18 protein-coding genes and 3 pseudogenes are annotated in these 19,017 nt (G+C 34.8%); 14 read left to right on the top strand and 7 right to left on the bottom strand.

The features are described 5' to 3' along the window. The first annotated feature begins 643 nt into the window (after positions 1-643). From SB775_RS25695 to SB775_RS25685, 3 genes are all read left to right on the top strand, one after another. Complete coding sequence (locus SB775_RS25695) at positions 644-937, top strand: RNA polymerase alpha subunit C-terminal domain-containing protein (protein WP_061461547.1); 294 nt, start codon at positions 644-646, stop codon at positions 935-937. Positions 938-1,112: 175 nt separating this feature from the next. Beyond that, positions 1,113-2,033, top strand: coding sequence for a type I pantothenate kinase (gene coaA, locus SB775_RS25690; protein WP_061465949.1), 921 nt, complete (start codon positions 1,113-1,115; stop codon positions 2,031-2,033). A 135-nt stretch (positions 2,034-2,168) separates the two neighbouring features. Next, entirely contained in the window at positions 2,169-2,711 is a 543-nt protein-coding gene (locus SB775_RS25685) for a PepSY-associated TM helix domain-containing protein (RefSeq protein WP_089364577.1), read from the top strand. Positions 2,712-3,268: 557 nt separating this feature from the next. Here SB775_RS25685 and SB775_RS25680 read toward each other — a convergent pair. Both SB775_RS25680 and SB775_RS25675 read right to left on the bottom strand, forming a co-directional pair. Next, positions 3,269-3,466 (bottom strand): Glu/Leu/Phe/Val dehydrogenase dimerization domain-containing protein, encoded by a 198-nt coding sequence (locus SB775_RS25680; protein WP_410863949.1) that lies wholly within the window; start codon positions 3,464-3,466, stop codon positions 3,269-3,271. 451 nt (positions 3,467-3,917) lie between these two features. Continuing rightward, positions 3,918-4,241, bottom strand: coding sequence for an amino acid permease (locus SB775_RS25675; RefSeq protein ID WP_410863948.1), 324 nt, complete (start codon positions 4,239-4,241; stop codon positions 3,918-3,920). A gap of 323 nt (positions 4,242-4,564) precedes the next feature. Here SB775_RS25675 and SB775_RS25670 point away from each other — a divergent pair, with 323 nt between their 5' ends. From SB775_RS25670 to SB775_RS25660, 3 genes are all read left to right on the top strand, one after another. Further along, complete coding sequence (locus SB775_RS25670) at positions 4,565-4,861, top strand: TIGR04104 family putative zinc finger protein (protein ID WP_125162383.1); 297 nt, start codon at positions 4,565-4,567, stop codon at positions 4,859-4,861. 161 nt (positions 4,862-5,022) lie between these two features. Further along, positions 5,023-5,658, top strand: coding sequence for a Type 1 glutamine amidotransferase-like domain-containing protein (locus tag SB775_RS25665; RefSeq protein ID WP_410863947.1), 636 nt, complete (start codon positions 5,023-5,025; stop codon positions 5,656-5,658). 132 nt (positions 5,659-5,790) lie between these two features. Beyond that, positions 5,791-6,156, top strand: a complete 366-nt coding sequence (locus SB775_RS25660) for a winged helix-turn-helix transcriptional regulator (protein WP_317779136.1) — start codon at positions 5,791-5,793, stop codon at positions 6,154-6,156. Between the two features lie 64 nt (positions 6,157-6,220). On the opposite strand, the gene SB775_RS25655 is transcribed toward SB775_RS25660, so the two are convergent. After that, positions 6,221-6,751, bottom strand: coding sequence for an NAD(P)H-dependent oxidoreductase (locus tag SB775_RS25655; RefSeq protein ID WP_410863945.1), 531 nt, complete (start codon positions 6,749-6,751; stop codon positions 6,221-6,223). Positions 6,752-7,085: 334 nt separating this feature from the next. Between SB775_RS25655 and SB775_RS25650 the strand changes: the two genes are divergently transcribed. After that, positions 7,086-7,334, top strand: a complete 249-nt coding sequence (locus tag SB775_RS25650) for an MFS transporter (protein ID WP_410863953.1) — start codon at positions 7,086-7,088, stop codon at positions 7,332-7,334. A 200-nt stretch (positions 7,335-7,534) separates the two neighbouring features. Here SB775_RS25650 and SB775_RS25645 read toward each other — a convergent pair whose 3' ends face one another. Beyond that, positions 7,535-7,669: a hypothetical protein gene (locus SB775_RS25645; RefSeq protein WP_410863943.1), complete on the bottom strand. Its 135-nt coding sequence runs from the start codon at positions 7,667-7,669 to the stop codon at positions 7,535-7,537. Positions 7,670-8,439: 770 nt separating this feature from the next. On the opposite strand from SB775_RS25645, the gene SB775_RS25640 reads away from it, so the two are divergent. Then, complete coding sequence (locus tag SB775_RS25640; protein ID WP_410863942.1) at positions 8,440-9,624, top strand: D-alanyl-D-alanine carboxypeptidase family protein; 1,185 nt, start codon at positions 8,440-8,442, stop codon at positions 9,622-9,624. Between the two features lie 392 nt (positions 9,625-10,016). Here SB775_RS25640 and SB775_RS25635 read toward each other — a convergent pair whose 3' ends face one another. Then, positions 10,017-10,196 carry a small acid-soluble spore protein H gene (locus SB775_RS25635; protein ID WP_089364562.1) on the bottom strand — a complete coding sequence of 60 codons (180 nt, stop codon included), beginning with the start codon at positions 10,194-10,196 and terminating at the stop codon, positions 10,017-10,019. 1,511 nt (positions 10,197-11,707) lie between these two features. On the opposite strand from SB775_RS25635, the gene SB775_RS25630 reads away from it, so the two are divergent. The 3 genes and pseudogenes from SB775_RS25630 to SB775_RS25620 all read left to right on the top strand — a co-directional run. After that, complete coding sequence (locus SB775_RS25630) at positions 11,708-13,234, top strand: malate:quinone oxidoreductase (protein ID WP_410863951.1); 1,527 nt, start codon at positions 11,708-11,710, stop codon at positions 13,232-13,234. Positions 13,235-14,016: 782 nt separating this feature from the next. Further along, a complete protein-coding gene (locus tag SB775_RS25625) occupies positions 14,017-14,424 on the top strand; it encodes a YbaN family protein (protein ID WP_286141095.1) in 408 nt (135 codons plus the stop codon). A 35-nt stretch (positions 14,425-14,459) separates the two neighbouring features. Next, positions 14,460-14,693: pseudogene (locus tag SB775_RS25620) on the top strand (hypothetical protein); the annotation flags it as partial. A gap of 44 nt (positions 14,694-14,737) precedes the next feature. Here SB775_RS25620 and SB775_RS25615 read toward each other — a convergent pair. Beyond that, positions 14,738-14,923 (bottom strand): annotated as a pseudogene (locus tag SB775_RS25615) (IS110 family transposase); the annotation flags it as partial. A gap of 651 nt (positions 14,924-15,574) precedes the next feature. Here SB775_RS25615 and SB775_RS25610 point away from each other — a divergent pair. Further along, positions 15,575-16,036: a DUF4179 domain-containing protein gene (locus SB775_RS25610; protein WP_289336640.1), complete on the top strand. Its 462-nt coding sequence runs from the start codon at positions 15,575-15,577 to the stop codon at positions 16,034-16,036. Between the two features lie 9 nt (positions 16,037-16,045). Next, positions 16,046-16,159, top strand: a pseudogene (locus SB775_RS25605) (IS1595 family transposase); the annotation flags it as partial. A gap of 36 nt (positions 16,160-16,195) precedes the next feature. Here the strand turns inward: SB775_RS25605 and SB775_RS25600 are convergent. Continuing rightward, the gene (locus tag SB775_RS25600; RefSeq protein ID WP_289336641.1) at positions 16,196-16,768 is read right to left on the bottom strand and encodes a GNAT family N-acetyltransferase; all 573 of its coding nucleotides are present in this window, start codon (positions 16,766-16,768) and stop codon (positions 16,196-16,198) included. A gap of 337 nt (positions 16,769-17,105) precedes the next feature. Between SB775_RS25600 and SB775_RS25595 the strand changes: the two genes are divergently transcribed. Next, positions 17,106-17,594, top strand: coding sequence for a hypothetical protein (locus tag SB775_RS25595; protein WP_410863940.1), 489 nt, complete (start codon positions 17,106-17,108; stop codon positions 17,592-17,594). Positions 17,595-19,017: the final 1,423 nt, after the last annotated feature.

Genomic DNA, 19,017 nt, shown 5'->3' with positions numbered 1-19,017 from the left:
ACTGAACCGCCGTATACCGAACGGTACGTACGGTGGTGTGAGAGGTCGGAGGCTAGGCGCCTCCTCCTACTCGATTAATGCATTAAAGGGGCAGGCTAATTACATTAGAAAGTGAGAAGCACATTAGACACATTATGTAGCATATTAAGTAGGTTGTTATTTTTGCTCTGTTCTTTTATATTTATGGAGCAAACCATTTATGAACAACTATTCGATATCCATTTTTTAATATTCTAGTTTTACCGGATAATAGGTCTTGGTAAACCGTTGATTGATTGCAATCGATATACTAGCTTTATCGATATACTTATTGTCAGCTTGGATGGTCCTTTTCGATTTTTAAATATGATTTTACTTTTACGATGGCCAATGTTTAGTTACTTATTCATAGTTTTTTTGACTAATGAAATAGTACCCTAGTTCAATTAACTGGTGTACCGGCTTAAAATCTGAGCGGGTCTTAAGGCAACTTTTTCTTTCTTCATTAGTGAGTTTAGTTGCATTACATAACATCATGAACGTGGCGAATACATATCCACTAATACTTAGCGTGATATACCTATGATGTTAGTACTTTTAAGTATTCCATTGAAAAGTTGGCAGAAGATAGAAGGCAAAAAAGTGAGAAAAGGAGACAGAAAAAATGACAACTTCAAAGAAAATTTTAAGGACTTGCAACAAAGGACACAAATACTATAAATCCAGCGACTGTCCGATCTGCCCTATTTGTGAGCAAGAACGGAAACCTGACAATGGATTTCTTTCACTGCTCTCGGCACCAGCCAGACGGGCATTGGAAAATAATGGGGTAACTTCATTGCAACAGCTATCAACATATAGTGAAAAAGAGATTTTGAAATTTCACGGTATGGGACCAGCTTCTTTGCCTAAACTTAGGACTGCTTTGCAGACAAATGGGTTATCATTCAAAAATTAACCACCAAGAAAGGAATGCATTTTATGTCTCCTAGAGCATATTTCATTCAATTTCTTTCGCAAGTCACAGGGGGATTTAGGTCAATAAGGGATTAGGAATCGATTATTCCTGAATTTTTATGGGCACCATCCTTGTTAAACTGAAAGTAACTCTAAAAAGTGAGGTAACGAAAAGCATGAGTTCCTATACTCCCTATTTTGAATTCAATAGAAAAAAGTGGGCATCTTTACGAAACCATACTCCCCTTCCTTTAAATGAAGAAGAATTGGATGATTTAAAAGGAATAAATGAAGAAATATCTATTCAGGAAGTAGAAGAGATTTATTTGCCCTTGACTCGTTTAATTAATTTATATGTCGAAGCTTCTCAGCAACTTAACACTGCTACTTCTTCATTTCTAAAAACAAATGCTAAAAAAGTACCCTATATCATTGGAATTGCAGGGAGTGTTGCTGTAGGAAAGAGTACGACAGCGAGGTTACTTCAGACATTATTATCTAGATGGGATAATCATAGAAACGTAGGCCTGGTCACAACAGATGGTTTTTTGTATTCAAATGCCTCTTTAGAAGAAAAAGGATTGATGAAAAGAAAAGGGTTTCCTGAAAGTTATGATACTCAAAAATTAATTAATCTTATCGGTGATGTAAAAGCAGGGAAAAATAAAGTGGAAGTTCCAATTTACTCACATTTAACGTACGATATTTTGTCAAATGAAGTACAAACCATCTGTAATCCAGATATTTTAATAGTGGAAGGTGTTAATGTTCTTCAAGTTGATAAAGAAAATCAAGTATTCGTCAGTGACTTTTTTGATTTTTCACTCTATGTTGATGCAAACGTAGTTGACATAGAAAGGTGGTATGTTGAAAGGTTTCTTCTACTTCAAAAGACTGCATTTCAACGTCCCGAATCCTATTTTCATCGCTATACTAACTTGTCTAAAGAAAATGCTATTGAACAAGCGACTCAAATTTGGGAAGAAATCAATTTGAAAAATTTACATGAAAATATACTGCCGACAAAAGGACGGGCCAATCTAGTTTTAAAAAAAGGATCAGATCATAAAGTTGAAAATATCTATTTACGAAAATGATATGGCTATTAATAACGGATTAAGAATGAGGTAAGACTTTAATACTTTTAAATATAACCAATCTATTTCCAAATTGTATAAAAGGAAGCAGGGAGGTTCTGTATTTGTTTTGAAGTCAAGGAGGGTGATGGAAGAATGTCCAAATCTGTAAAGTTGTATCATTTAAGCAAAAAAGTACATAAATGGTCAGGATTAATTTTATCTGTTTTTTTTATGTTCATAGCAGTCACAGGCCTCTTGCTTGTTTATATGATACCACTGGGAGTGGCTGATGAGTTAAGGACGGGAAAAGAGGCGAGTCCCAGTCAATCGATACCTATGGACAGGGTCGTGTCCATTGCTACGTCTCAGGGGCTTCCAAATGTAGACTCGGTTGAAGATATATTTAGAATTGAATATAGACCAAGTGCAAATGTTTACCAGGTTCGCTTTAACAATAGTCAAGGTGTTCAAATCGATGCGAGTACGGGAAAAGTATTATCTACAAACCCGGATTACTCAACTTTCCTCATTACTTTGCATGATGGATCCTTCTTTGGTAATTGGTATAGATACAGTATCCTCACAATAACAGGTCTATCTTTAATACTGCTGTCATTTTCAGGGTATTATATGTTTGGCTTTCCCCTTTATAAGCGTCGAATGGCGAAAAAAAAAGCAAGAGATTTGGAGGTTTAATCGTATGAAAAAGCTTTTCCATTCAATCTAACCATTCCTACTCACCTAGCTTTTAGTAGGAATTGGAGCATATCATGCTGTAAGAGTATCTGGCAATATTTTTAGAAGATGGAAAAGCCAACAATACAATTTGGGTTCAAACCATACGTTTTGGGGGCACGATCAAATCAATCGTAACTGGAAACTCAGAAATTGAATGGGTTTTTTCTGAAATGTAAATACGCCAAAACACTTCCAAATGGGGCTGGAAGTGTTTTGGTTCCATATATTAATATTCATTGAATAGGGATAGTTCAAAAAAAGGTAAATTAAGTTAACATTCAATCAAATCTCTGACTGTAGGCTCACCTTTAAATTTCCACGCTTCATCTGCACAAAATGCTACACCGTAGCCTGTTACAGCATCGTATAAAAGGAAGCAGCTAACATAGCATTAAAGTCTTTTATACCTTTTTGAACACTTAAATCTTCCTTCATAGATTTAGTTAAAGGTATTCCAATGTTGAATTCATCAAATACTCTTAGTGCATCCTCATACTTCGTACCAAATCATTACCTTATGATACTCCTACATCTATATATGGCATCATCGCAATCAGAAACCTTCTTAGCACTTCATACGCATCCGGGGCTTTATAATCGTAAGAAATGCCTGCTTTACACCCTCCGGTGGTGACACTTTCAGAAGCGTTATATTTATAGGCCGCTGCCTCTGCTAATCGCTCTACCTCTTCTCTTGTCACTGTTGGATGCATCCTTGTGCCTCCTCCTGCGTACCCTTTAACAAAGTTATGCACCACTAACCAACCCTTTGCCTCTGTTTCACAATCATTCCACTATAAGACTAAGTAAGGTTTTTTCATAATTTATAGCCCCCTATAATTTAGTTAAGGTGTATTTCAAGAACCTCTTTTAGTTTGGTATTATCAGTAAGTCCAATTTTAAGAGAATCTTGCACAGCACCCAAAATTGAACCTATTCTCATACTCTACTTTTGGGTGTTGTTACCTCTCCATGGTCTTCCTTCAGTATTATCTTATCTTTAATACTTTTCCCGTAACGTATAAATTAATAAAGATAACAAGCCCCATGAAGCCTAAGCCAACTACGAGGGGAGAACGCTGTGCCGGATCAAATGCCATAAACAGTATAGAAATTCCACATAAAACAAGACACAGAATGGGTATTAGCGGAAATAGGGGAACTTTATACTTTAACTCCTTCACATCTCCACAAGTTGAAATTGTATTGAGATAGGGCGATGGTCATCCAACTGATTGTACCTTCTAGACCATTTACAGAAAGCAGGACGACAAAAACGGTTTCTGCTGAAACTACACTTGTAAGTAAAAATACTAGGGAAAAAAGCAGACTAAAAAATACTGCATTAAATGGGACACCTCGAGAATTTAACTTCCCGAATACTGAAGGTGCCATACTATTTTGCGAAAGTGACCAAAGCATACGAGAACAAACATATAATCCGGAATTCCCTACAGAAAGCAACGCCGTTAAAATGACGAGGTTCATAATATCAGCTGCAAACGGAATACCTCGCTGTCAAAAACTGCAATAAATGGACTTTGTACTACTCATGCTTTCCTCCATGGAATCATGCTGCTAAAACCACGATTATTAGATGTTGTCTAACAATTGGGGTGCAGTTCTCCGGCAGCTCTTTTTCTTATGGAGCTAACGGAGAAGTTAGGTACAAACAAATCAGGGTTTGGGAATGATGTTTTTCTTGGTCACCTAGTTAGGAACCTTTAAATCTTCCACTAAAGTGATCAGGATATTTTAGGGGAAAATGGTATAATTTATAATGTAATTTAATTGAAAGGAGGTCGTTTCATATGCCAATCTGTCAGCACTGTGGCTATAAATGGGGCTGGATAGAGACTTTTTTTAAAATGTTTACCTTTAAGAACAAGTTAAGTTGTCCATCCTGTGATTCATCCCAATACGTTTCCAAGAAATCAAGAAACCAATTAAGCTTATTTTCATTTATACCTTTACTGATTTTACCATCAATATCATTTGGGGTACCTAAAGGTTATGTCTTATCTTTTGAAATAGTTGCTTATGCTTTGGTTCTTATTTTGATGCCATTTATATATAAGCTAAGTAACAAGGATGAACCGATGTGGTAGTCATTCCAGTATCGGGTGCTTTAGCTTAAGATGGGAAATGTCTTTAAGGCAGTTCTTTCTGTTTGCAACGATCGAGGCAGCTTAGTTCATGAGAAACTAACTTTTTGAAGCTTTGGAAAATGGTATAATATGTGAAAAGTACATAACAAGGAGAAATACTAATGAGCCTTTGTTTTATTGGGGGAGGAAACCCTTTAGCTGGGGAACTTGATGATGTAATGAATTATTTATCAAATCACGTTGAAGCAGGTGATAAAACCTTAATAATTCCTTTCGCTACGGAGGATCCAAAAATTGATAGATGGTTTAATTCTGCCAAGAAATCATTTGGGGATATAGGAATGGAGCATATTAAACTACTAGACTATCGACTCACAAATCAAGAAATGCAAAATGAAATAAAAGACCATAATGTTCTTTATTTTACTGGCGGAAGACCAGAGAAGTTAATGGAAAGTTTGATTGCAAAAGAATTGATACAAGCTATTAAAGGTTTCCCGGGCTTAATGGTGGGTGTCAGTGCTGGGGCTTTAGTTTTTTGCAGAGATTGTATTATCACAAAAGATGAAGATTATCCCGAAACACAAGTAATAAAAGGTTTAGAGTTAGTAGATTTTAGTGTAGAAGTTCACAATGATGGAACCGTTGATGAAGAATTATTCCCTTTATCATACAATAGGGATATATACGCTATTCCAAATGGTAGTGCAATATATTGGGAGAAACAAGTAATTACACCTATTCACAATGTGACGCTTTTTAGAAAAAGAAATAAACAAATTTTTGGTGAAGATTAGACTAACGGGTGCGTTAGGTGATTAAGAAACACAAAAATGATCACTTTTTATAAAAGAATAATCCATGAGATTTCAAAATATTGAAAAGTATGCATTTTTATATCATATACTTACCAAAGGGGAGTGTAACTTGTGCGCGAAACCTGTGTTCCGACTGACGTGGAATTAAAAGACACTGGCTTTGGATATACGTTGTCCTTAATAGGCGGTAAATATAAAATGATCATTATGTATTGGCTTTCTGAAAATAAAGTTATGCGGCATAATGAGCTGAAGCGAAGTATCGGTACCATTTCCTTTAAAACGCTAAGCATCATGTTAAAGGAGCTGGAAGCAAATGACATTATCATTCGCAAGGAGTTTCCCCAAATACCCCCAAGAGTTGAATATTCATTATCTGAACGTGGTCTTTCTCTCATTCCATTGTTAAATATGATGTGTGATTGGGGAGAGAAAAACCGTTTGCCAGCTCTGGAGGATGTACAGCGACAGATATAAATAAAAAAGAAGTATCTCCTGAACAAGGAAATACTTCTTTTTGTAGCTTTAAAAAAGCTACCTATTACAGGTTGTCAACAAAGGTCAAATAATCTTGTGCGCTTTTATCCACTTCGCTTATAGACGGCGCATTTTCTGTGCCATAAAACGCAAAGAACGAACGATAATCTGCATTGCAGTATAGGAAGGTAGTTTCAAAAGGAGATAATAAATGTTCAAGTGTATAGCGATATTTTGCCTCTTCACTATAATCTTCTTTTTTAATTCCGGCAGATACAGCTAAAGCAGCTTTCCGGTTCTTTAATCGATTGCCTCCATTTGAACCATAAGCCCAGCCATAAGCAAAAACATCGTCAAGCCATTTTTTAAGGAGAGGCGGACAATTAAACCAATATATAGGAAACTGCAAAACAAGATTACCATGCGATTCAACCAATTTTTGTTCTTTTTCCACGTCTATGTTTCCATCGGGGTAAACCTTAGACAATTCTTGAACAGTATATTTTTCCGGATATTTTTCAAGTTCTTCTACCCATCTCTTATTAATGAGGGATGTTTCTATGCTTGGGTGTGTTACGATAACAAGCGTTTTCAAATATTAGTCCTCCTTTTTTATTATTTATTTTGAGTATAAAGTTAACACTGCGATTATGTAAGTATGCACTTTTAGTACAGGTACTTTCATAAAGGTGAGTGTCACCACAATCTTTTCGGGTTGCCACTGTAGTTTTAAAATAAAGTCGAACCGATTATAAAAAAGTTAAACCGTTTTAAAAAGATGATCCGAAATGATTTTGATTTCGGTTTTTCTTATTGAACTAAAAGGGAGTTTAAGAGTGCTGTTTAATCATTGATCAACAATTGGGCCAAATTGTGAAATAACAACTTTTTAAAAATTGGATCACTGTGTAACAAGATAACTTTGGGTCATTATAGGTCCTTTTGCAAGTGTCTTTGTGGATCGACTTCCCAAAAAGAAAATAATGGTTATTTGTTTATTTTTAAGTATCTTGATTGTAGCAGGACTATTTTTTGCTCCTAATCTTTATACCCTTTTAATATTTGTGTTTTTGAAGGGAACAGTCGCAGCAATTTATGATTCGGCAAGACAAAGTATACTCAGGTACACGATACGTGATAACCACCTTCCTCAGGCAGTAACACTTAGCCAGCTTTAGATGAATATAAAGCAATTTTTTTAGTTCTTCATCTTTTAAATAAGGGTTGGCACCGCTAAGGAACGCCGCTATGTCATCAGCATTTCTATACCATTCTTTGTTAGCTGTTTCACCAAGGCTTCCTTTCCGGTTTTAGCAGCACCTCTACGATCTTACCGGTAATAACAATATGTTCATTAAGCAAATCCGTAAGTTTGTTCTCAAGCCTCCTCACCGTATACACCCTTCACAGCATTACCAATATCCTCTTGATTTTTAAGAAGTCTGGACAACACTTGCTTTTGGTCTTCTGCTCCTGCTGTTGTTGCACTTGTAATATAATTACTTGTCCACAATACATGATCATCCAAAGTTTCCTGAATTCATTTTGAAACTTTACTTAAGATTGGTTTATGCAATTTTCTTGTGTTTTAGTGACGGCACTAATTGATCCAGCCAGCATATATAGCGAAAATAACAAAATAAACCCCATAAATAATAATTTTTCCATGAAGTATATGGGGTTTTTTACATTCATCAAATTGTTAAGATGCTTCTTAGGAAGAGGATACTTATAATGAAAATTCATTTTGCAATATTAGGATGGGCTTCAATATCTTTTTAAAAATAAAAAATTACCGAAACATTAAAGTGCATTAATAAATTTTTGGTTTATGGTGAAAAATTCTTAAGATGACGAGGGGAGAACCCTTAGATGAAGGTCGCTAAACTTTTCGGGGGGCTAGAACAAGCATAAGTGTTTATAAGGCCCTATTTAAGTTATTCCATTAAGGGAGCAATTGTGGTCAGAAAGAGTATAGCCACTCAAACCCCTTAGAAATAACAACTTGGAAAAATGGGTTTTTTAGTTCAAGAATAAGTATCACAAGCTATATAAAAACATCGAATATTCTCTTTGCTTCTTAATGATTTTATAGGTACTAAAAGAATTAAAACCCTTATAAAGGTATTCCAGGAAAGTAAATGAAGAATATTATCCAAAATGCTTCCATGATTATTAAAGGGTAATTACTGTTTCATTTCAATTTCAATAAAACATCTTTAAACATTCAGATTTATTATAGTATGACTATATAGGATTTAACTATCAATTAAGGAGAGGTATATGAAAAGGTTTTTCTTTATCTTCATTTTGGCTTTAATCCCCTTCACCTCTACGACTGTAAGTGCAAAATCCGACTTACCTCTCGTTAGTGAAGCTGGGATCATTATTGATGCGAAAAGTGGAAAAGTATTATACGAAAAAAATATAAATAAAAAAATGTATCCAGCAAGTCTAACGAAAGTTGCTACTGCTATATATGCTATAGAGCACGGGGATCAGAATGAATTAGTGACTGTTAGTAAAAAAGCAGCTGAGGCAGACGGCTCTTCGGTATTTATTGAACCTGGGGAGAAAATAAAGCTTTCCAAATTAATTGCAGGAATGTTAATCAACTCCGGAAATGATGCAGCTATCGCAATTGCCGAGCATATGTCTGGAAGTGAAAAATTATTCATGGAGGATTTGAATGAGTTTTTAAGAAAAGAAGTAAAAGTCACTGATACTCATTTTACGAACCCCCATGGCTTGTTTGACAAAAAACATGTAACTACAGCCAGTGACCTTGCTAAAATTACACAATATGCAATGAAAAATGAAATTTTCCGTGAAGATTTTGGGAAGAAGAAGTTACCATGGAAAGTGGAAACATGGGACACAACTCTAGTTACCCATCATAAAATTTTAAAAGGTGAACTTCCTTATAAGGGAATAACCGGTGGGAAAACCGGCTTCGTTAGTAAAGCGGGCTATACCCTTATTTCTACTGCTACTAGAGGAGAACAGGACTTGATTGCGGTCACTCTTAAAGCTCCTTCAAACAAGGATGCCTACTCCGATACTGAGCTTCTATTCAATTATGGTTTTGAAAATTTTAAATCAGCCAAAATTGATAAAAAAACCCTATTTTATTCAGCAGATGACTCTAAATCCTATAAGCTGAACAAAGACTTATACTATACTCATTTAATTAGTGATGAACCTAGTCTAAAAACGAGTAATGATGGAATTCTCTCAATCAGGAACCAAGAAGGGCGCGCCATAGGATCCTTTAACCTTAAAACGGTCGCTGATGTTAGAAACACAGCTGTGCCTGCCTCGTTTAAAAAAGAAGCAATCAGTGGGGACGCTAATAAATTTTCTGTTTCATCTCTAGGAGGGCTAGGCTGTGTCATTCTGATCATTCTAATAACGGTTTTCCTAAAGAAAAGCAGAAAAAAACGAAGTGATTATAGGAATCGTTACTGAAAAACCTCATCGATTGGCAATGAGGGGCGGTTATTGGCTTATACTTTTTTCCTAACAAGGGTGGCTTTAATTTAGAACTCCTTTATTTAATAAGGCTTTTATGATTTAGGGTTGAAAAACTCCAGGAAATGGATTTTCTTTTAGGGGTACGCGAAAAAGGTCGGACAAACCTTTTACGGACTGCTTTTTCATTGCTAAGGAAAACGCCTCTAGTCGATGTAACCTATACGGCTATTCTTTTTTTAAAAAAAATAATCCAAATAAATATTAAAAGGTCATGTTTTGATTGGTTTTTCAAAACATGACCTTTTATTTATTCATTTATCTATTAATTGATTAAACTTTGTTTCAAAGCTACATCCGAGGGCAAAGGATTACCAAAGGACAACATATTACTGTTCATTTAAGCTGGTTATAGAAACACTTTGTTTTTTATTTGGTTCATCAAGGGAATGGATTGTAGCTATTCCATTTTGTTGATCCACGTGCTCAATGTAGATACTTTCCTCATTATAGGTCACATTTGCCATAATTGGCGAAGAAGCAATTTCTTCTGCTCGTTGTGCGTTCATTTAAGCCACCTCCTTTGAATTTGCAACAGTTATAATATTTGTTCCAAATTACTTAGATATACTTGTTGTAATTGAAATGCTTCAATGAATCCTTTAGACTTTACTGAACTACCGGGTACGTGAGTTGAACATCTTTGTTTCAAAGCTACACGAATAAAAGAGGGATATAAGATAAAAGAGACAGCCATATTAAATACTGTCTTTTTTTATTTGGCTCTTTTCGTAAAGATTGTTGTTTTTAAAACGAAACTATTTAAGGTTGATTGGAGCGGAAGTGCGAGACTCCTGCGGGAGCAGCGGGACAGGTGAGACCCCACAGGCGTTTACGCCGAGGAGGCTCACCGCCCGCCCCGCGGAAAGCGAAATCAACCACAACTCACTACCTGGTAAATAGCAACAAAGTATGTGAAAACAGCCTTTTATTTAAAAGGTTCCAATCAATAGCGGATAGATTAATGCCATCAGCAGATAATATGAGCGGAGGAGTGAAATATATGCAACAAGATAATACTGATTCATTTAATGTTCTATACCTAATTGCTTTTGGGGATGAATCCAAAAATAAATGCTGCAGAAGAGAAGTTAAGTGCGTTGTTTCCAGACGATTATAAGTTGATATTTACCCCTAAGATTGGTGACTGGATTCTTCATTCCTATTAAGGATACCTAAATCAAAGGAAAAAATGGAATCATATGGAAAAAATAAACCAGGAACAAAGAATAGTTTATTCGAACTGTTCATTAACTACTTCCTATCTCCTCTGAAAACTGTCATAATAATAAAGGTGAAATTTTGTGGAGAGTGCTCATATGATTTGGTTATTCTTATCTTTATTGGGTTTAATATTTATTGTTTTAGCAATCTTTTATTTTGTATATAAAGCTAAAACATATGATAATAATCATTAAGTACTATTTCATTTATATTTCATTTCATTTTTTTAATAGGCAGTGGGAGCAATTTTAATAGGATTACTTCTTATTATCATTGGACTGAAGGTTCCTAATAATTCAGGCCATCTTCTCTTGCTTATGTCGCCCATTTTATTTCCAATTTTTATTTCGGATTGTACTACAATTTTATGTTCTCATTTGGACCTGAAATTTGTATAATTAGAAGAGCGCCGGAAAACAACCGGATAGCAAGGCAAGGGTTTCAGCACTGGCAATAAGATAAGCTGTAATTCCTGCCGTTGAAATTAAGTAGGGAACGTGTTCGAATCCTGTCAGAGGCTCACTTTTGCTATGATGCAATTTGTGTCATATCTTCAATAAGCCTTAATTAAATAGGCGTTATTCTTCATTAAGAAGTTTCGCCTTGCCTCACAGAACCAAAGGGGGCAGTTTAGTTTAAGTTCATTTCTTCACATAAACTATATAATAGCAATATAGTTTATTCTATTAATTATTGTAATGCACTATGATATGGTTATAATGAGGCAGAAAAGGTTTGTGACTAGGTCGCGCCTTGGCTTGACGCCTAAACAGGAGCATCTACATCCTTTCTGCAAATATATGGAGTAAGGAAGGTTAACATGAGCAACAGTGAAACTAAAACAGAAGTTATCTTAATTGGCGCCGGTATTATGAGTGCGACTTTGGGAACATTCCTGAAAGAGTTAGTGCCGGAATGGGAAATCAAAGTGTTTGAGAAGCTTGAAGACGCAGGGGCGGAAAGCTCTAACGAGTGGAATAATGCGGGAACAGGGCATGCTGCACTGTGTGAGCTTAACTACACAACTGAAAAACCGGATGGATCTATAGATATTAGCAAAGCTATTAAAATTAATGAACAGTTTCAGCTTTCAACGCAGTTTTGGTCTTATCTTGTAAACAGCAAGCTGATAAAAAACCCTCAGGACTTTATCATGCCATTGCCTCATATGAGTATGGTGTTAGGGGATGAAAATGTAGCATTCTTAAAGAAACGCTTTGAAGCGCTTTCAAAAAATCCTCTGTTCAAAGGGATGGAGTTTTCTGAGGACCCGGCAAAACTGATGGAATGGATTCCGCTTATTATGCAAGATCGCCTTTCGAATGAAGCTATAGCGGCAACCAAAATTGACTCTGGAACGGATGTCAACTTTGGTGCTTTAACACGCATGTTGTTTGACCACTTAAAGACTAAAAACGTCGATATCAAATATAAACATAGTGTTGATAATCTTAAAGTTACTAGTGATGGCTCATGGGAATTAAAAGTGCGTAATGTCGATAGCGGAAGCGTAGAGCGTCATACTGCAAAATTTGTCTTTATCGGAGGCGGGGGCGGAAGCCTTCATTTACTGCAAAAATCCGGTATTCCTGAAGGGAAGCACATTGGCGGTTTCCCAGTAAGCGGATTTTTCATGGTATGTAATAATCCAGAAGTAATTGAGCAGCATCAAGCAAAAGTATACGGAAAAGCTAAAGTTGGTGCTCCACCAATGTCTGTTCCACATCTTGATACACGATATATCGACAGTGAAAAATCGTTGCTATTTGGACCATTTGCCGGTTTCTCACCGAAGTTCTTGAAAACAGGTTCAATGTTCGATTTAATAACTTCCGTAAAACCGGATAATGTCTTAACAATGTTGGCGGCGGGTGCAAAAGAGATGTCATTGACAAAATACCTGATCCAGCAAGTTATGTTATCGAAAGAACAGCGCATGGAAGAGTTACGAGAGTTTATCCCGAACGCTAAGAGCGAGGATTGGGATTTAGTAGTAGCTGGCCAACGTGTACAAGTTATCAAAGATACTGCTGAAGGCGGCAAAGGAACGCTTCAATTTGGTACGGAAGTTGTTAGTTCCGCTGATGGCTCGATTGCAGCATTACTAGGTGCTTCTCCAGGTGCTTCCACTGCTGTTCACGTTATGATAGAGGTAATTAAAAAATGCTTCCCGCAACATCTGAAAGAGTGGGAACCAAAAATCAAAGAAATGATTCCTTCTTATGGCGTGTCACTAATGGAAAATCCAGAGCTTCTGCAAGAAATTCATGCTTCAACAGCAGCGGCTCTTGGTCTAAAAGAAAAAGAGCTAGCCCATAGTTAATTCTTTGGATGTAGAAACAAAGGTATGAATTTACTTAAGGAATTGAGTAAATAATAGAATGCCATTGGAAGTAAAACATAGAACCTTTAATCTATCTTTGGATTGAAGGTTCTTTGTTTTGTCTTAAAGAGTAATTTTCTTATACAACTGGTATGAACGAAGCTGTCTACCCACCACACCCAAATGTTCGAGGAAGAAGGTATTAGTAAATCTTTTGAAGAAAAATAAAGAGATTGCTAAGAAGTGCTTAAATACTTTCTGATATTTAATGAAATTTAAAAACGGTAAAACTATTTGCTAATAACTTTAGGGGGGAATATTGAAACAAGCATTACTGATAATCAGAATTATGGAAGTTATTAAGAAGAACAAGGAGTTTTTGAGAAAGAAAAAATCGTTAATAACATTAATACTGTAATTGAAAAAGCAATAAATAAAAGTATCTCAGTTGTTTTTATGAGAGATTTAGATGTTTCAAATGAGAAGGACCTGGATTCCAGATACACCGGGACATTAGAGTACCATCAACTGCTATCATATTTGATAAAGCTTCCCCGAATTCTTTTTATGGCATTCCATTACACGAGCATGTAAGTAAAAATAATATAGAGCGTATGGTAATAATGTGATGTATTTGTTTAAACCTGTTCACAATAATTACCGATAAATATCATCTTCTACGAACTGGTACTTTACTTCGTTACCAGGAGCTGCTGATCAGTGATGTTTAATCAAATGGACTTCCCCTTTACGTTATAAGGGAATAGAATATAAATAAAAAGGTGATTACAATTAAAAAAGTAAAAAGTATCCTATTTTTCCTTCTTGGATTCATATCCCTTGTGATTGGTGTTGCAGGGACTGTGTTACCTGTTCTGCCGGGCGGACCGTTTTACTTATTCGCTGCTTTTTGCTTTGCGAGAAGTTCAAAGTCGATTGAAAACTGGTTCAAAAGCACCTCATTATATGAAAAATACGTTGAAGCATTCCTACAAAAAAAAGGTATGACTAGAAAGGAGAAAATTAGAATCAATTTAGTTGCCGATTTCTTCATCATAATTTCTGTATTTTATGTGGACATCCTTTTAGTGAAAATCCTGTTGGTGGTGCTCGCCCTCTACAAACATTATTATTTCATTAAAAAAATTAAGACAATTGACCGAAGCAGTACGAAACAAAGAACCTCTTGAAAAATTGATGTTCCCTTCATTTAGCTGTTTATTAATCAAATGAAGAAATTTTAAAAGAATATGTGGAAAAAAGTGTAGGGATTATCACAGCTGTTAACCCTCATATTGGATATGAAGTAGCAGCACGTATCGCGTGAGAAGCCATTCTAAATGGTAAATCAGTACGCGAATTATGCATGCAATATGATATTTTAACCGAGGAAGAACTTGAGTTAATTTTAAATCCATACGAAATGACAAACACGGTATTTCTGGCAAGAACAAGGTGATAAGATCCTTCGAGTATATTCCATATTGGTTTCCAGTAGACTCCGGTACTTTCCATCACAACATCGGATACCTGAAGGGCAGCGAGCCAATCACTTAAAGCTAACAGTCCCGTTGTTGTAGTTGAAAACGTTTCAATAGAGGTTCTTGGCTTTTTTTCTAATGGACCAAATAATACGCAGGCTACTACTGTTTCTTGGTGTACATCTAGGCCAGCACACCGTTCAATCATTGCTTCCATAGGAGAATCACCTCAAAAAAAGATTAACAATACATATGATAGGAGATTTGTTACAAAAATTTTTGTATACGTACTAGCAGTATACTAAATGGTTCTTCAATACAGTCACAACCAGTTTCTTATACAGGGTATCTTCCTTAAGATCCACCCAAAAAAGTTCAGCCTGGTTGTATTGTTATCATCATTATTGTCAACGGTTTAATGGGTTAGACTTTATTTTGGGGTAATGAGCAGGGTTTCGTGATAGATGGTGGCGGCGAGGATCGCCGCCATAGAAGTTTATTATGGAACTATCGGGGCAGGATAGTTCCATAATAAACTTGGTTTTTTATGGTAAAATATTGTGGGGGGGATTACTTGGAATCAAATATTATGGTTTTATTCGTATTTTTAGTTTGTATATGTATTAGTTCGGTTCTGAATATACTTTTTAAGATGACAAAAAAAAGAGATTGGCTTATAACATTCTTAATAAGTTTAGGTTTATCAATAATAATAGTTCCTCTATTAAATGGTGGATAATAGCTGTTTTTAAGGCAGCCTTTTTCTTTATGCAACTATAGGGGCAGGATAGTTCCATAAGAAAATAAAAGTATAAAAAGGTTGCTGTAGAAAAAGCTATCCTAAAAAGGAGTGATAAAGTTGTCCAAAAGAGCTTTTAGAATAGGAATAGCGATTTTAGCTTTAATAACAATATTTATATTTTGTTTTACAAATTCAAATGATAAAACATCGGCTAGCCAGATTGAAAGGACATTAAAGCCTATAAATAAATCAGCTTCTGATAATGATATAACATTTACAATTGGTGATGTTGTTAAGGATGGGCACGAACGGGTTCATCTTGAATATCATATTAAAACTAAAAAGAATCTTAACTTTAATGAAATGGAAGACAGTATTGTTGATCCATACATTTCAATTAATGGAAAATTAATTAAGGCTGTTTCTACTGTTAGCACTACAAAATTGGGAAAGAATGAATATAGGGGTGTAATAGAAATTAGTCCGGAAAAGGAACTTCCAAATCATTATGCTGTAAACTTAAGTCTTGATTCAGTATTGAACCAAAATGGGCAATGGTCAATAAATTTTTCTTTGTGAATTAATGTCAGTATACTTCAGCAAAGTAAGAAGTTGGAGGAAAAGGAGCAGATAAACCAAATGTTCCTCAGTGCTTGCCAAAATTCAAATAGTATTACCGTCAATTTCTTACGTGAGGTATAAAAAACAGCCATTCCATTTAGGAAGGCTGTGATTAAATTATTTTATGCTCTGTTTTATACTATCTTTCTGAGATTCTGCGTAAAACTCATCTTTTAACATTCCATAGTAAGCTAAATCATAGAATTGACCAAAACGAGCTACGTGCTGTTTTAGCGTTCCTTCGTATTTCAGCCCTACTTTCTCCATAATCCTCCAAGAACCAGGATTAGAAGTAAATGATGCTGCGAAAATTTTGTTTAGGTGTAGCTCATTGAATCCATATTCCAATAATGCTTTAGTAGCTTCTGTTCCGTATCCTTTGCCCCAGTACTCTCTCCCGACCCAATATGCTAATTCTCCACGACTAAACGGTTCTAAAAGATTAATATTTATAAGACCAATTAGAAGATTTGATTCTTTCTCTGTAATTCCAAAGGCTACGATTTTATTATTCTTTTCTGCACTAAGAACACTTTCAATAAAACCTACTGCCGAACCTTCAGGGTAGGGATGAGGAATATTTAAAGTAGATTTGGCTACTTCAAAATCACCAGCCATTTCTTCAATTCTTCCTGAATCATCAATAGTTATTGATCTAAGTAATAATCTTTCTGTGTCCAATTTTTTCATAAGAAGCTCCCCCTTTTTATTGCCTATACTCAACTAAGCTGAAATAGTTGTAAATATAATACCATAAAAAGTAAAAATTTCCTTATGTTTATTAAAAGCAACAATCTTTACGAAAAGAGCCCTTAAAAAAGAAGATTATGATGATTTAAATAGCAAAATGAAAGAATTTTGTGAATTAATGTACTTAAGCTAACGGGTGCGTTAGCTGAAGATCGGAGCTGCCTTTAAGGCAGCTTTTTATTATGGAACTATCGGGGCAGTTTAGTTTAAGAAGAAATTGTCTCATAATCTATACAATACCCTTATAATAAAGGTAAAAAAGTAGGTGTGTAACCAATTGATTTCTTGGAGGATAACAAAATATAATCCTAAAAACAGAGATGAAAGAGGTTATTATCTTGATGACAAGGAATGGACTTGTTTTTCAGAGGTGGGAACAGTAGTAATTGAAGAAGATTATTTGAGAACAGAATCAAATTACATAAACGCAATTACTACTTTTATGGATGAGATGGGTTTAAATAAGGTTTATTTAAACGCTTTAGAGATATGGTCTGACGAGGTTGCGAATCAAAATGCTTCTGGTTTTTTATCAAAAATATGGGTGGGCAAAGGCGTAACTACTCAAGAAATCAATGAGTTAGCAAAGTTAACTTTAAGGAATGTTATTTGGTGTAAGTTAAGTTACAAAAACGATTTTTTTGTTCATTTCGGATACGATTACTATATGTACATTGGGGCAAATAAGGATTGTCCTAACGCCCGTAAAAAGGTTGAAGATTCTGGATTATTTGTTGAGAATTTTAATTCTCCTTATTTAAATTAGTACCACAATTTCAGTGAGGTTTATACGAAAGTTATTCAACTAACGGGTGCTTTAGCTGAAGATAAGAGCTGTCTTTAAGGTAGTTTTTTCTTTATGGAACTATCGGGGCAGGATAGTTTTATAAGAAGTGTATAAAAACAAAGTATTAAATTACCATATGTAAAATAAGTTGGGTGTAGTAAAATACTATTGTTTTCATAGAAAAGAAAAAAGGCATAATTAATCTTAATTAGTATATATTTGGATGTGAAATAACACCTTATGGATTTGTATGATTGGGGTTTTGATGTAATCATAGCTATTATTTTTCTTCTGATGTCTAAAAATAAGAAAATAACAATACTTGTTTTAGTATTAACTTTCTCTGTTTCTGCAATTCTTCATAGAGACATAGTAGTTGGAGCCACATTTTTTATTCTATTTATTATCGATATGTATAGACAAAAGAAAAAATAAGTTAGATTCAACTAACAGATGCTAGAGTTAATGTTCAAAATGAGTTGCTGCGGCAGCTTATTTTTTAATTGCTTTTTCAACTAAAGGGGCAGTTTAGTTGTATAAGAGCTGATTAATTTGGAATCTAGTAGACTAATTCAAAAACGAACAGAAAGAAAAGTTAAATTATAGAAACAACACTGAAAATGTAAGAAATAGAATAGAATTAAAAAAAGTATTTTAGATTTTAACGTAACAGTAAGTAAAATGGTTGTTGAAAGTTCTTTATTTCCGAGTTGTTTAACCTATAATAGTATAAGAATGTCGTTATTTAACGAGACAAAATAAAAATTTGTTGCTAAATTTGAGGTTTTGAATTGGAAAATTTATTTCACTACATTTATTCTTGTACTGGTATTTTAGTCGGTTTATATATTTTTATTACACGAAATAAATTCAGAAAATTACTATTAATACTTTTGTTATCCATTATTGCGTTTTATAGTAGTGCATACATTTTTTATTTTGTAACTTATCCCTTCAATATAATTGGCACATTATGTATACTCGTGCTTTGGGTTGTTATACTTCAACTTGTTAAAAAATACAATTCAGGTAAAGAGCAAGTATTTTGGTATGTATGCATATTGTATGTGGCAATAAATCATTTTTTACATTATATTTTCGACCCACTTGCTGAAAAAAATATATGGTATGCGGGAATATTTTTTATATATACGAATATTGGATTGACTTCACTTGCAGTATATTATTTTATCTGGGTCTATAAGAAGAAGTAGTTAAATAAGTTACACATTTTAGGAGACCTTCAATTACCAAGGTCTTTGTTTAAAAATAAAAACAACATGAATCATTAACATAGGCTATAAATGTGAAGGATTGTACTTAAACTAACGGGTGCTTTAGCTGAAGATCGGAGCTGTCTTTAAGGCAGCTTTTCTTTATGGAACTATCGGGGCAGGTTAGT

The sequence above is a fragment of the Peribacillus sp. SIMBA_075 genome (genome assembly GCF_046534585.1).
The sequence above is the reverse complement of the archived record's forward strand: the minus strand, read 5'-3'. Positions and strand labels throughout refer to the sequence as shown.